General features: G+C 67.0%; 11 protein-coding genes and 1 tRNA gene. 5 read left to right on the top strand and 7 right to left on the bottom strand.

All coding sequences use genetic code 11. From position 1 onward, the window contains the following. Window positions 1-13 precede the first annotated feature (13 nt). From AZSP09_RS16570 to AZSP09_RS16560, 3 genes are all read right to left on the bottom strand, one after another. Complete coding sequence (locus AZSP09_RS16570) at window positions 14-2,455, bottom strand: heavy metal translocating P-type ATPase (RefSeq protein ID WP_152090668.1); 2,442 nt, start codon at window positions 2,453-2,455, stop codon at window positions 14-16. A 70-nt stretch (window positions 2,456-2,525) separates the two neighbouring features. Further along, window positions 2,526-3,293, bottom strand: a complete 768-nt coding sequence (locus AZSP09_RS16565; RefSeq protein WP_014236710.1) for a 3-hydroxyacyl-CoA dehydrogenase — start codon at window positions 3,291-3,293, stop codon at window positions 2,526-2,528. Window positions 3,294-3,445: 152 nt separating this feature from the next. Then, window positions 3,446-3,521, bottom strand: a tRNA-Thr gene (locus tag AZSP09_RS16560). A gap of 220 nt (window positions 3,522-3,741) precedes the next feature. On the opposite strand from AZSP09_RS16560, the gene uvrA reads away from it, so the two are divergent. Next, a complete protein-coding gene (uvrA, locus tag AZSP09_RS16555) occupies window positions 3,742-6,561 on the top strand; it encodes an excinuclease ABC subunit UvrA (protein ID WP_014236709.1) in 2,820 nt (939 codons plus the stop codon). Between the two features lie 64 nt (window positions 6,562-6,625). Beyond that, a complete protein-coding gene (locus AZSP09_RS16550; protein ID WP_050804357.1) occupies window positions 6,626-6,943 on the top strand; it encodes a diacylglycerol kinase in 318 nt (105 codons plus the stop codon). A 146-nt stretch (window positions 6,944-7,089) separates the two neighbouring features. On the opposite strand, the gene AZSP09_RS16545 is transcribed toward AZSP09_RS16550, so the two are convergent. The 4 genes from AZSP09_RS16545 to AZSP09_RS16530 all read right to left on the bottom strand — a co-directional run bounded on the left by AZSP09_RS16545 (window position 7,090) and on the right by AZSP09_RS16530 (window position 11,752). Beyond that, window positions 7,090-7,857, bottom strand: coding sequence for a phosphatase PAP2 family protein (locus tag AZSP09_RS16545; RefSeq protein ID WP_014236707.1), 768 nt, complete (start codon window positions 7,855-7,857; stop codon window positions 7,090-7,092). Between the two features lie 2 nt (window positions 7,858-7,859). Then, on the bottom strand, window positions 7,860-9,614 hold the full coding sequence (locus tag AZSP09_RS16540; protein WP_152090667.1) for a phosphoethanolamine transferase: 1,755 nt from the start codon (window positions 9,612-9,614) through the stop codon (window positions 7,860-7,862). Between the two features lie 157 nt (window positions 9,615-9,771). Next, window positions 9,772-11,097, bottom strand: coding sequence for a sensor histidine kinase (locus tag AZSP09_RS20665; RefSeq protein WP_269473818.1), 1,326 nt, complete (start codon window positions 11,095-11,097; stop codon window positions 9,772-9,774). Beyond that, a complete protein-coding gene (locus tag AZSP09_RS16530) occupies window positions 11,084-11,752 on the bottom strand; it encodes a response regulator transcription factor (protein ID WP_014236704.1) in 669 nt (222 codons plus the stop codon). The genes AZSP09_RS20665 and AZSP09_RS16530 overlap by 14 nt, the downstream gene beginning before the upstream one ends. 201 nt (window positions 11,753-11,953) lie before the next feature. On the opposite strand from AZSP09_RS16530, the gene AZSP09_RS16525 reads away from it, so the two are divergent. Genes AZSP09_RS16525 through AZSP09_RS20010 form a run of 3 tightly spaced genes read left to right on the top strand, consistent with a single transcriptional unit; the run spans window position 11,954 to window position 12,992 of the window. Beyond that, a complete protein-coding gene (locus AZSP09_RS16525; RefSeq protein WP_014236703.1) occupies window positions 11,954-12,544 on the top strand; it encodes a malonic semialdehyde reductase in 591 nt (196 codons plus the stop codon). Between the two features lie 59 nt (window positions 12,545-12,603). Beyond that, complete coding sequence (locus tag AZSP09_RS16520) at window positions 12,604-12,786, top strand: hypothetical protein (protein WP_130460040.1); 183 nt, start codon at window positions 12,604-12,606, stop codon at window positions 12,784-12,786. 41 nt (window positions 12,787-12,827) lie between these two features. Next, window positions 12,828-12,992 (top strand): hypothetical protein, encoded by a 165-nt coding sequence (locus AZSP09_RS20010; RefSeq protein ID WP_014236701.1) that lies wholly within the window; start codon window positions 12,828-12,830, stop codon window positions 12,990-12,992. Window positions 12,993-13,052 lie beyond the last annotated feature (60 nt).

The following is a 13,052-nucleotide window of genomic DNA, read 5'->3' as shown; positions in this document are numbered from 1 at the left end:
GGACGAAACTCCGCTAAAGGGGGCGTTGCAGCCGCAGGGAATTGAGCACCACCAGCAGGGAACTGCCGGACATGCCGATGCCGGCCATCCAGGGCGTGATGAAACCGAACATGGCCAGGGGCAGGGCGATGAAATTATAGGCAAAGGACCATACCAGGTTCTGCCGGATGATGCGTAGCGCCTTGCCGGAAAGGGCAATGCCGCGCCGCAGATGATCCAGGTTCTCCGACAGCAGGATCAGGTCGGCCTGGGTCCGCGCCAGCTGGGCGCCGCCGCCCATGGCCACGGACACCTGGGCCTGGGCCAGGACCGGGGCGTCGTTAACCCCATCCCCCACCATGGCCACCACGGCGCCGGTCTCCTGCAGGCGGGAGACAAAATCGTGCTTGCCTTGGGGCGAGACACCACCATGGACGTCCTGGATGCCGAGCAGGGCGGCCACCCGGGCCGCCGCCTCCGGGGCATCGCCGGAAAGCAGCACCACCTGGCGCCCCGAGGCCAGCAGATCGGCCACCAGGGCCGGCGCCTCGGCCCGGATCTCGTCCCCCAGGGCGAACAGGGCAATCCAGCCGCTCGCCGCCCCCAGGGCAATCACCGTATCGCCCCGGGCGGCAAAGCCCCGGGCAGAGTCAGGCAGGGCAGCCCCCACCAGCTCGGCGACGAAGTCGGGACGGCCGATACGGTATTCGACACCACCCAGCACCCCGGAAATGCCGCTCCCCGGAATACTGGTGACGACTTCGGTACCATGGGGCCAGGCGGCCAGCTGCGCCGCCTCGCTGCGGAATACCTGGGCGATGGGATGCTCGGAAGCCCCTTCCAGCGCCCCCGCCAGCCGCAAACCGTCCTCGGCGCCGACAGTCCCGAGCGGCAGGACCTCCAGCAGGCGCATGCGGCCCGAGGTCAGGGTACCGGTCTTGTCGAAGACGACATGGGTGGAGCGGGCCAGGGTTTCGATGGCGTGACCCCGGGTCACCAGCAGCCCTTCCCGGGCCAGCACACCGCTGGCCACCGTTAGGGCGATCGGGGTGGCCAGGGACAGGGCGCAGGGGCAGGTCACCACCAGCACGGAAACGGTGATCCACAGGGCCCGGGCCGGATCGATGAACCACCAGGCCAGGGCGACGGCCGCCGCCACCAGCAGCAGGGCGGCGACAAAACGGCTGGCGATGCGATCAGCCATCTCGACGATCCGCGGTTTTTCCATGGCCGCCCGTTCCATGAGGCGCACGATGGCGGAGAGCCGGGTGCCCTCCCCTACCTGTTCGACCCGTACCACCAGGGGGCTTTCCACATTGATGGCGCCGCCGGTGACTGTATCTCCGACCCGCTTGGACACCGGCAGGCTCTCGCCGGTGAGGAGCGATTCATTGACCGAACTCGTCCCTTCCAGCACCCGCCCGTCGGAGGGAATGGTGCCGCCGGGACGCACCAGGACGACATCCCCCGCCTGCAGGTCGGCCACCACCACCTTGCCCGGCGTGCGGTCCTGGGGATAGGCGACGAGGCGCTCGGCAAAAGCCGGCAGCAGCTTGGCCAGGGCTTCGGTGACGCCGACGGCACGCTGGCGCGCATTCATTTCCAGGAAGCGCCCGCCCAGCAGGAAAAACACGAACATGGTCACCGAGTCGAAATAGACCTCGCCGTCGGCAACGAAAGTGGCCCAGATGCTGGCGGCGAAGGCCGAACCGACGCCCAGGGCCACCGGCACGTCCATGCCGACCCGGCGGAACTTGAGGTCGCGCCAGGCATTGCGGAAGAAGGGGGCTGCCGAATAGAAGACCACCGGCAGGGTCAGCAGCAGGCTGGCCCAGCGCATCAGGGATTCGATATCCGCCGTCATGTCCCCTTCCGCCATATAGACGGGGATGGCGTACATCATCACCTGCATCATGCCGAAACCGGCCACCCAGACGCGCCACAGGGCGTCCCGGCGTTCCTTGCGGGCCAGCTCCTCGGTCCGGGCCGGATCATAGGGGTAGGCCCGGTAGCCGATGGCCGAGATGGCCGCCAGGATGTCGGAAAGCTTGATCTTGCTCTCGTCCCAGCGCACCCGGGCGCGGCGCGTGGTGTAGTTGATATCCACCCCGGCAACCCCGGGCAGATGGGAGATGTGCTGTTCGTTGAGCCAGATGCAGGCGGCGCAGGTAATGCCTTCCAGGATCAGGGAGGCTTCCCGCTCGTTCTCGCCCAGGGCGCGCACGAAACTTTTCTGGAAATCGGCGTGGTCAAAGAGGCGCAGGTTGTCCAGCACCTCGGGCAGGGCTTCCCGCTTCGATTCGGGCAGGGCATCCCGGTTGCGGTAGTAGTCGTCCAGGCCGTTGTCCACGATGGCCTGGGCCACCGCCTGGCAACCGATACAACACATGGCACGGGGAGATTCGGAGACCCGGACCGTCAGATCGACGTCATCCGGAACGGGCTGACCACAGTGGTAACAGGCGCCTTTGCTCATGGCTCGCAAATAAGAAAGGCGCGAGCATTGCCCGCGCCTTTGGGTGGGACTGACAGGCCCGCAGTATAAGTTATTTCGCCGCCATGCGAATGGCGCCGTCCAGACGGATCACTTCGCCATTGAGGTAGGAGTTCTCCACGATGTGGCGCACCAGGGCAGCGTATTCGGCCGGTTTGCCCATGCGGGAGGGGAACGGCACCATCTTGCCCAGGGAGTCCTGCACTTCCTGGGGCATGCCCATGAGCATGGGGGTTTCCATGATGCCCGGGGCGATGGTCATGACGCGGATGCCGCTGCGGGCCAGTTCCCGGGCGATGGGCAGGGTCATGGCCACGACGCCGCCCTTGGAGGCGGCATAGGCAGCCTGGCCCAGCTGGCCGTCGAAGGCGGCCACGGAGGCGGTACTGACGATGACGCCGCGCTCGCCCTGAGCATTGGGTTCGCCCTTGGCCATGACTTCGGTGGCCAGGCGGATCATGTTGAAGGAGCCCACCAGGTTGATGTTGATGACCTTGGCAAAGCTCTCCAGGCGATGGGGACCTTCCTTGCCCAGCACCTTCTCCGCCGGCGCCACGCCGGCGCAGTTCACCAGGCCATTGAGCTTGCCGAAGGTGGAGACGGCCAGTTCGACGGCCGCCTTGGCGCTGGCTTCATTGGTCACGTCGGTTTCGGCGAAGCGGGCATTGGCGCCCAGTTCCGCCGCCAGGGCCTCGCCGGCTGCCTTGTTCACGTCGGCCAGGACCACCTTGCCGCCGCCGGCCACGATCATGCGGGCCGTCGCGGCACCCAGGCCGGAACCACCGCCGGTAACAACGAATACGCTCTCTTTGAGTTCCATATTGTGTTCTCCTCGTCCTCAAAATAATGACCGACGGATTCTATAGCATTTCCAGACGGTAGCGTATGGAAATGCCGACCCGCCCCGAGTCGCCAGGGCAGACGGAAACAAAAAAAAGGGCAGCTCCGGAGAGCTGCCCTTTTTCCTGGAATTGGTGCCGGAGATAGGAGTCGAACCTACGACCTTCGCATTACGAATGCGCTGCTCTACCAACTGAGCTACACCGGCAAAAAACCATCCGGATTGCACATCCGGGGCCGCGAAGTTTATCCGAGACCGCAGGGCAATACAACACCGCCAGCCGGCCCGCCAGGCAAAGCGACGCCCTGCCCCGGTTCTCCGCCGCCGCGGCGGCCGCCACAGCAATTCCCGCTGCAACTCCCTTTCCCCTGGCCGCCTGACACCGGGTATAGTTACCGGTTGGCCCCAACCGAGCTCAGAACACCCCATGGACGAAATAAAAATCCGCGGCGCACGGACCCATAACCTGAAAAACATCAGTCTGGACCTGCCCCGCGACAAGCTGATCGTGATCACCGGACTTTCCGGCTCAGGCAAGTCCTCCCTCGCCTTCGACACCCTCTACGCCGAGGGCCAGCGCCGCTATGTGGAATCCCTCTCGGCCTACGCCCGCCAGTTCCTGCAGCTGATGGAAAAGCCGGATGTGGACCTGATCGAGGGCCTGTCCCCGGCCATTTCCATCGAGCAGAAGGCCACCAGCCACAACCCCCGTTCCACCGTGGGCACGGTCACCGAAATCCACGATTACCTGCGTCTGCTCTACGCCCGCGCCGGCACCCCCTATTGCCCGGAACACGGAGAGCCCCTGGAGGCCCAGACCGTGTCCCAGATGGTGGACCACGTGCTGGCCCTGCCGGAAGAGACCAAGCTGATGATCCTGGCGCCGGTGGTGGCCAACCGCAAGGGCGAGCAGCTGGACCTGTTCACCGAGCTGCGGGCCCAGGGCTTCGTCCGCCTGCGGGTGGACGGCACCATCTACGAGATCGACAACCTGCCCAAGCTGGCCAAGAGCCAGAAGCACAACATCGACGTGGTGGTGGACCGCCTCAAGGTGCGGGAAGACATGCGCCAGCGCCTGGCCGAGTCCTTCGAGACCGCCCTGCGCCACGCCGACGGCCGGGCCATCGCCCTGGAGATGGAGAGCAACCAGGAGCACCTCTTCTCCGCCAAGTTCGCCTGCCCCATCTGCTCCTATGCCCTGCAGGAGCTGGAGCCGCGCCTGTTCTCCTTCAACAACCCCATGGGGGCCTGTCCCAAGTGCGACGGCCTGGGGGTGATCCAGTTCTTCGACCCGAAGCGGGTGGTGGCCCATCCCGACCTGTCCCTGGCGGCCGGCGCCATCCGGGGCTGGGACAAGCGCAACCAGTTCTACTTCCAGATGATCGGCTCCCTCGCCGAGTACTACGGCTTCAGCGTGGACACGCCCTTCAGCGAGCTGACCGACGAAGTGAAGCAGGTGCTGCTCTACGGCAGCGACAAGGACCTGGTGCCCTTCCAGTACATGAACGAGCGGGGCAAGCTGGTGCTCAAGGAACATGCCTTCGAGGGCATCATTCCCAACCTGGAGCGGCGCTACAAGGAGACCGATTCCCTGGCGGTGCGCGAGGAACTGGCCAAGTACATCAGCAACACCACCTGCCCCACCTGCGAAGGCACCCGCCTGCGCCAGGAGGCGCGCCACGTCAAGGTCGGCAGCAAGACCCTGCACGAGATCAGCCATCTGCCCCTGGCCGAGGCCCGGGACTACTTCGAGACCATCCAGCTCACCGGCCACAAGGCCCAGGTGGCGGAGAAGATCCTCAAGGAAATCACCTCCCGCCTGCAGTTCCTCATCAACGTGGGCCTGGACTACCTTTCCCTGGACCGCTCCGCCGAGACCCTTTCCGGCGGCGAAGCCCAGCGCATCCGCCTGGCCAGCCAGATCGGCTCCGGCCTCACCGGCGTCATGTATGTGCTGGACGAGCCTTCCATCGGCCTGCACCAGCGCGACAACGACCGTCTGCTGCAGACCCTGCGCCAGCTGCGGGACATCGGCAACACGGTGATCGTGGTGGAGCACGACGAGGACGCCATCCGCACCGCCGACTACGTGGTGGACATCGGCCCCGGCGCCGGGGTACACGGCGGCGCCATCGTCGCCGAGGGCACGCCCCAGCAGGTCACCGACAACCCGGCCTCCATGACCGGCGACTACCTCTCCGGGCGCAAGAAAATCGAGGTGCCGAAGAAGCGCCGCCAGGCCGACCCGGAGAAGAAGCTCCAGGTCATCGGCGCCAAGGGCAACAACCTGAAGGACGTTTCCCTGGAACTGCCGGTGGGCCTCATGACCTGCATCACCGGCGTTTCTGGCTCGGGCAAGTCCACCCTCATCAACGATACCCTGTACACCGCCGCCGCCAAGCACCTCTACGGCTCCACGGCGGAACCGGCGGAGCACGAGGAAATCATCGGCCTGGATCACTTCGACAAGGTGATCAATGTGGACCAGAGCCCCATCGGCCGTACCCCCCGTTCCAATCCGGCCACCTACACGGGCCTGCTCACCCCCATCCGGGAGCTGTTCGCCGGGGTGCCGGAAGCCCGCTCCCGGGGCTACGGCCCGGGCCGCTTCTCCTTCAACGTCAAGGGCGGCCGCTGCGAGGCCTGCCAGGGCGACGGCGTGATCAAGGTGGAAATGCACTTCCTGCCGGACATCTACGTGCCCTGCGACGTCTGCCACGGCAAGCGCTACAACCGGGAAACCCTGGAAGTGCACTACAAGGGCAAGTCCATCTACGACGTGCTGCAGATGACCGTGGAGCAGGCCCGGGAATTCTTCGACCCGGTGCCGGTGGTGGCCCGCAAGCTGCAGACCCTGGTGGATGTGGGCCTCTCCTACATCACCCTGGGCCAGAGCGCCACCACCCTCTCCGGCGGCGAGGCCCAGCGCGTCAAGCTGGCCCTGGAACTGTCCAAGCGGGACACCGGCCGCACCCTCTACATCCTGGACGAACCCACCACGGGCCTGCACTTCGCCGACATCGAGATGCTGCTCAAGGTGCTGCATCGCCTGGCCGACCACGGCAACACCGTGGTGGTCATCGAGCACAACCTGGATGTGATCAAGACCGCCGACTGGCTGGTGGACCTGGGTCCCGAGGGCGGCGGCGGCGGCGGTCGCATCATCGCCGCCGGGGCGCCGGAAGCCGTGGTCAAGGTGGGCGAGAGCCACACCGGCCGCTTCCTCAAGCCCCTCCTGAGCCGCTGAGGAGAAGGCCGTGAGCACCTCTCCTTTCAAGGGCAAGACCGGCCTGGAGCGGCTGTGGAACGCCATGGGCTATTCCCGGGACGGCTTCAAGGCGGCCTGGCAGCACGAGGCGGCCTTCCGCGAGGAAGTGCTGCTGGCCCTGGTGGCCATTCCTCTGGGCCTGTGGCTGGGCAAGAGCGGCCTCGAAAAGGCGGCCCTGGTGGCCAGCATCCTCATGGTGCTGCTGGTGGAACTGATCAACTCCGCCGTGGAAGCAGTGGTGGACCGGGTCTCGCCGGAACGCCACGATCTCTCCAAACGGGCCAAGGACCTGGGCAGCGCCGCCGTTCTCATCGCCCTGGCCACCGCCGCCGCCGTCTGGGCCCTGGTGCTGTGGCCGTGAGGCCCTGACCAGCGCCGGCGGCTGCCGCCACAACGACAAAGGGCCGTTTCCGGCCCTTTGTGCTTTTCGGGGGACCATGGCCGGGAAGGCGCATGGATATTGCCGCCTGGCGATGCCAGGCCCGAAACCGGCGTCCTTGCTGCCCCTCAGGCCACCCGCTCCTGGCCACCCCGGCCCGGACGCAGCCTCAGGTCGGCTCCCAGCAGGGCGGCCAGGGCCAGGCTGAGGGCCCAGGCGAACCAGGCCGACCACAGCACGTGGGAAAGGAAGTGGGCCCCCTGGAACAGGCGCACCACGCCGAGGCCGGCGCCAAAGACCAGCCCCAGGGCCAGGGCCAGACGAGACCAGGTGCGGCCTGCCGGACGCAGGGCCACGCCCCACACCAGCCAGAGAAAGCCGGCCGCCGCATGGCCGGCCGGGAAACAGGCGCCAGCCTTGATGTCCGTCGGCCCCGGCACCAGCAGGCCCAGGTAGGGCGCGTAACCGCCAAATTCCAGCACGTCCCAGGGACAGTGGCGGTTGGTCAGGCTCTTCAGCAGGGAAACGCCGATGGGGATCAACACCATGCCCAGGGCCGCCAGCAGCGCATTGCGCCGGGGCAGCCAGTCCAGCTCGCCCTTCCAGCCGAGCCAGCAGGGCACCAGGGCGATGCACACCAGAGCGTAGGAAGCATACTTCATGCCGTGGTGCAGCACCCGCTCGAACAGCCAGTGGTGGTGCATGGGGAAATCTCCCAGGGCCGGGTCGTAGAGCCGCTGACTCAGGGCCAGGTCCAGGTCCGTGTTCTCGAATACTGCCAGCAGCAGTACCGCCAGCAGGGCCAGCAGCAGGGCCTGGGTCAGCAGCCAGCGGCGACCGGCGTGGCGTTCCAGCACGCCAGCCACGGGCAGGGGCAAGGAGGTGGCGTTGTCCATGGTCAGCTCCGGCAGCCGGCGGCCAGGTCCAGCTTGGCGTCGTAAATGCTGGTGCTGACGTCGAGCAGGCCGAGCACGGAATGGAAGATGTTGTCGTGGCTGGCCGGCTGGGCCGCCCGGGCCTTGAGGCAGGAGACATTGACCTTGAAGTCCTGGGCAAAGTTACGGGAAAGCCACATCACCATGGGCACCCGGGTCTGTTCCTGGGGCGCGATGCTGTAGGGCATGCCGTGCAGGAACAGATTGTTCTCGCCCAGGGACTCGCCGTGGTCGGAGAAGTACATCAGGCCCGTGTCGTAATCCTTGTCCTGGGACTTGAGGAAGTCGATGGTCTTGGCCAGCATGTGGTCGGTGTATAGCAGGGCGTTGTCGTAGGAATTGACGATCTGCTCCCGGCTGCACTGGCGCAGGTCGCTGGAATCGCAGGTCGGCGCGTAGCGGCGGTAGGCCTCCGGATAGCGCTTGTGGTAGGCCGGGCCGTGGTTGCCCAGCTGGTGCAGCACCAGCACCCGGTTGCCCTTGTCGTCGGCCAGCACCTTGTCCAGGTTGTGCAGCAACACTTCATCGAGGCAGCGCTCGCCGTCGCACAGGCCGGGGATGGCGGCATTGGTCAGGCTGTCGTTGGGCAGGCCTTCGCAGACGCCCTTGCAGCCGGACTGGTTGTCCCGCCACAGCACCTTGAAGCCGGCCCGGTCCAGCACGTGCAGCAGGGATTCGCTGCCGCGGATCTTCTCCTCGTCGTAATCCCGGCGCCCCACGGGGGCGAAGATGCAGGGCACGGAGACTTCGGTGTTGGTGCCGCAGCTGCTGACCTGGGGGAAATTGATGACGTCGAGCCGGGCCAGTTCCGGCGTGGTCTGCCGCTTGTAGCCGTTGAGCCCCCAGTTGGCGGCGCGGGCCGTCTCGCCGACGACGATGACGAACAGGGCCGGCTTGCTGCGGCCCTTCCAGGCTGCCGCCAGGGCGGCATCGGTGCCGATGGGCTGGCGCGGCCCCTGGGCCGCCTCGGCCTTGGCCACCCGGGACAGGGAATAGACCAAGTTGGCCGGGGTGATGAGGTAGCGGATTTCCTTGTGGTTGCGCATCAGGGAGGCGAAGTCCTGGTACTCCAGGAACACCGCCCCGCCGCCCAGGACCAGGGCCAGCAGCAGGGAACCGGCGCGGATGGCTAGGATACGGCCGCCGAGACCGGCCTCCGGCAGACGCATCCGGGACAGCAGCAGCAGGGGCAGCCCCACCACCAGGGCCAGGTGGGGCAGGAGGGACCAGGTAAACAATTCCCCCGCTTCCTTGACGTCGGTCTTGAGCACGTTGCGCAGCATGGAGGGATCGAGGTAGATGCCGTACTTCTCCATGTAGAAGCTGGCGCAGCCCACCACCACCACCAGCAGGGCCAGCACCGGCTTGGCGGTGCGGCGGCCCATCAGGGGCGCCAGCAGGACGAAATGGATGGCACTGAGGAAGACGAAGAGGGCGGCGGCAAAGCCCCAGGTGGACCACTGGCCGCCGTCCCGGCCGGCCATGGCAGCTTGCCAGAAGAGGCGGTTGCCCGCCAGGGCGAAATAGACGCTGCCCACCAGAGCCAGGGTGGTGCCGCCCACCGCCGGCTGCCAGTGCCGCCAGCGGCTCAGGCCCTGGCGCGAGCCCTGGTAGAGCCAGAAGGCGAAGGCCAGGAGCAGGTTGACCAGAGTCAGTCCGGCCAGGATCAGTCCGGAAGGATTGGCCACCAGAGCGGGGGCAGGAGCGAATACGGCCATGGAGCGGCAACCTGATGAGGGAAATTGGCCGCAACTTTAGGCGCCGCCCCGTGAGGGACTGGTGAGGGAAGTGTGAGGAAAGTGTGAGGAAAGGTCCGGCACGGTCCCTAGCCTGAGGGGCTGGGGCGCCGCCGCCCGCTGGGGCCGGCAGGAGGACTCAGGCGGCGGCAGCCGGTGACGGGCCCTGCAGGGATGCCCCCAGATCCACGCTGAGGACGGCGCCGCCGTCGGGGCCGTTGGCGGCGGCCGGCACCCAACCGCAGGCGCGGCAGACGTGGGCCACCAGGGCCAGGCCGAGGCCATGGCCGGCACCGGGGCCGCAGCGGTAGAAGCGGTCGAAGACCCGGGGCAGATCGTCCGGGGCAAAGCCCGGCCCCTGGTCCGCCACTTCCAGCACGCTGCCCCGCAGGCGGCAGGTGATGGTGCCCGACTCGGTGTGGCGCAGGGCATTTTCCAGCAGATTGCGCAGCACCAGCTGCAGCAGAGCCGGGTCGGCCCGCACCAGGGCCGGATCCGGCACCTCAAGGGTCAGCTGTACCGACTTGGCGTACTGCGTGCTCAAAGATTCCCATTGGGACTGAATCTCCTGGGGCAGGGACAAATTTTCCAGCAACTGGGGTCGAGTCTCCCGGGCCAGCATAAGCAGGCTCTCGGCCAGACGGGTGATACGGTCCGCATTGTCCACTATGCGCAGAGAACGACGATAAGCCGCCTCCGGCAGGCCGCCGGCGGCGCTGAGCATTTCCGCATCGGTGCGGATGGCGGTGAGGGGAGTGCGCAGCTCGTGGGAAAGGTTGGCGGTGAATTCCCGCTCCCGCTGCAGCAGTTCCGCCTGGCGGGCCTCCAGGGCGTCCAGGGCCTGGGCCACGGCCAGCACTTCCCGCTCCATGCCGGCCTGGGCGTAGCTGCCCGCCTCCGGCACCTCGCCCCGGACCCGCCGGGCCAGCCACTCCAGGCGCCGGGTGAAGCGGCCGGAGAGGGCATAGACCATTGCCAGCACCACGCCGCCGATGATCAGGGCGCCGGTGACGATCATCGCCGTCACTGCTTCAAGCCTCTCTTCGTGCTCTTCCACGTCGTCCTGGAGAATGAAGCGGATGCCATCGTCCTCACGCACCGCCACGTGAAATTCCTTATTGCCCTCAAAAATTTCGTGGTTGCCGATGGGCAGCCGGGCCAGGTTGTCGGGCACACTGCCCGGCGGCGAGTGGGGCTCGAGCCGGTACAGGGTCATGGACGGGGGGTTAGGGAAGGTCGTCTCGGGCGAGGTATGCCACAGCTCGATGCTGTGTTCCACCTGGGTGGTGAGGAGGTTGTCGATGAACTCCTCCTCCATCTCGTCGAACATCAGGAGCAGGGCCACCGACTGGGCCAGGATGATGACCAGGGCCAGGGCCGCCACCCACAGGGCGATGCGCAGGCGCATGCTGGGCGCCTGGCGGTCGGCGGCCAGCTCCTCGGCGGAATGATTAGCGAGCGACAAGTTTGTACCCCAGTCCGTGAATGTTCACCACTTCCACCCCGGCCCCCTCTCCCAGGGCCCGGCGCAGGGTGTGCAGGACGCTGCGCAGGTTGTCGCTGGCCTCCTGCTCGTGGCCCCAGATGGCAATCTCCAGCTCCCGCCGGGAAAAGACCCGGTTCGGCTGCTGCAGCAGCAGGGCCGCCAGGCGCAGGGCCTTGGGCGGCAGGCGCAGGGCTTGGCCGGCCAGGCGCAGTTCCTGGGAGGTGGCGTCGTATTCCAGGGGCCCCTGGCGCCACACGCCCGCATCCTTGCGCGGCGCCGCCCGGCGCACCAGGGCCGTCAGGCGCACTTCCACCTCCTGCAGGGCGAAGGGCTTGACCAGATAGTCGTCGGCCCCGGCGTCGAAGCCGGCCAGCTTGTCCTCCAGGGTATCCCGGGCCGTCAGCATCAGCACCGGCAGGCTGCTGCCCTCGGCGCGCAGACGCCGGGCCAGGCTGAGGGCGTCGCCGTCGGGCAGGCTGCGGTCGAAAACGGCGCAGTCGAAGCTGCCGCCGGCCAGGAGGCGCCCCGCCGCCGCCAGGGAATCGGCGTAGTCGCACTGGTGCCCCCGGGATTCCAGGAATTCGTAGAGGTTCTCGGCGATGGACCGGTCGTCTTCGACGATGAGGATGTGCATGGCGCTGTCCGTGGCGGAAGGGCCCCATTATAGGGCGCCCGGACCGCCGTACGGCTGACGCGGCGATCGTTCAATTAAATTGAACGGTTCCGCCAATTCTTATCGCTTTTCAGCCCTGGCCCGGGGCCCTAGGATGGTCGGCATTCAGGCTGGGCCCTGGCCGGCCCTCCTGCCACGATAAAACATGAAAGGAAATCAACGATGAAATCTCCCGCCGCCCCCGAAATCCTGGCCCAGGCCTTTCTCGACGCCCGCAGCTTCAACCGCTTTGCCGACCGTCCGGTGAGCGCGGAAACCCTGCAACAGCTTTACGACCTGGCCAAGTGGGGGCCCACCGCCATGAATTCCCAGCCGGCCCGCTTCGTCTTCGTCACCAGCCCCGAGGCCAAGGCCCGCCTGGCCCGGTCCCTCTCCCCGGGCAATGTGGAAAAGACCCTGGCGGCGCCGGTGACCGTCATCGTCGCCCAGGACACGGCCTTCTACGAGCACCTGCCGACCCAGTTCCCGGCCTACGACGCCAAGCCCATGTTCGAGGCCAACCCGGCCATGGCCGCCAGCACCGCCTTCCGCAATTCCAGCCTGCAGGGCGCCTACCTCATCGTCGCCGCCCGCCTGCTGGGCCTGGACGCGGGCCCCATGTCCGGCTTCGACGCCGCCAAGCTGGACGCCGAGTTCTTCCCCGACGGCCGCTGGCAGAGCAATTTCATCATCAACCTGGGCTACGGCGACGCCGCCGGCAACCACCCCCGGGGACCGCGCCTGCCCTTTGCCGAAGCAGCCCGTATTCTTTAGTCATTTTTTTCGATCTAGATCAAACCCGGACGCCGCCGGCGCGCGTAGGGTAGCTCCCCATGGAGACCAAGCCCCACACGTCCGGCCACGCCCACTCATGCGGCACCTGTGGCCAGGCCATTCCCCTCAAGGACTGGCCCGGCACCATCGTCTGTGCGGCCTGTCTCGACCTGCGCCCCGCCGATAGCCCGGCCCACTGCCAGCACTTTTGCGGCGGCGAGGAACGGGAAGCGGGCGTCTGATCCCCGGTTTTCAGGCAACCTTCCACCAAGAGGTCCGCACCATGGAATACCAAGTTCAACTCCGCCATTCCGCCGCCCCCGCCCTGGACAAGGCCAACCAGCTCCTGCTGCAGGCCCGGGAATACCTCTGTGCCGGCTGCAAGCGCGACTGCGAGCGCCGCCTGACCCAGTTCGGCCAGGTGCCCCAGTCCTGTCGCCGCTCCTGAGCCGGACCTCCCCCGCCCGCGCTGGCCCTGCTGCGGCCGGCTTTTGACCCGCATCATTTT

The sequence above is a fragment of the Azospira sp. I09 genome, assembly GCF_009177135.1.
GTDB classification, from domain to species: domain Bacteria; phylum Pseudomonadota; class Gammaproteobacteria; order Burkholderiales; family Rhodocyclaceae; genus Azospira; species Azospira oryzae.
The sequence above is the reverse complement of the archived record's forward strand: the minus strand, read 5'-3'. Positions and strand labels throughout refer to the sequence as shown.

Excerpts from the sequence above, each read along its gene's own strand:
- AZSP09_RS16570 (WP_152090668.1), bottom strand. The coding sequence starts at position 2,455 with ATGAGCAAAGGCGCCTGTTACCACTGTGGTCAGCCCGTTCCGGATGAC.
- AZSP09_RS20010 (WP_014236701.1), top strand. The coding sequence starts at position 12,828 with ATGGAATACCAAGTTCAACTCCGCCATTCCGCCGCCCCCGCCCTGGAC.
- AZSP09_RS16550 (WP_050804357.1), top strand. The coding sequence starts at position 6,626 with ATGGGCTATTCCCGGGACGGCTTCAAGGCGGCCTGGCAGCACGAGGCG.
- AZSP09_RS16565 (WP_014236710.1), bottom strand. The coding sequence starts at position 3,293 with ATGGAACTCAAAGAGAGCGTATTCGTTGTTACCGGCGGTGGTTCCGGC.
- AZSP09_RS16525 (WP_014236703.1), top strand. The coding sequence starts at position 11,954 with ATGAAATCTCCCGCCGCCCCCGAAATCCTGGCCCAGGCCTTTCTCGAC.
- uvrA (WP_014236709.1), top strand. The coding sequence starts at position 3,742 with ATGGACGAAATAAAAATCCGCGGCGCACGGACCCATAACCTGAAAAAC.
- AZSP09_RS16545 (WP_014236707.1), bottom strand. The coding sequence starts at position 7,857 with ATGGACAACGCCACCTCCTTGCCCCTGCCCGTGGCTGGCGTGCTGGAA.
- AZSP09_RS16530 (WP_014236704.1), bottom strand. The coding sequence starts at position 11,752 with ATGCACATCCTCATCGTCGAAGACGACCGGTCCATCGCCGAGAACCTC.
- AZSP09_RS16520 (WP_130460040.1), top strand. The coding sequence starts at position 12,604 with ATGGAGACCAAGCCCCACACGTCCGGCCACGCCCACTCATGCGGCACC.
- AZSP09_RS16540 (WP_152090667.1), bottom strand. The coding sequence starts at position 9,614 with ATGGCCGTATTCGCTCCTGCCCCCGCTCTGGTGGCCAATCCTTCCGGA.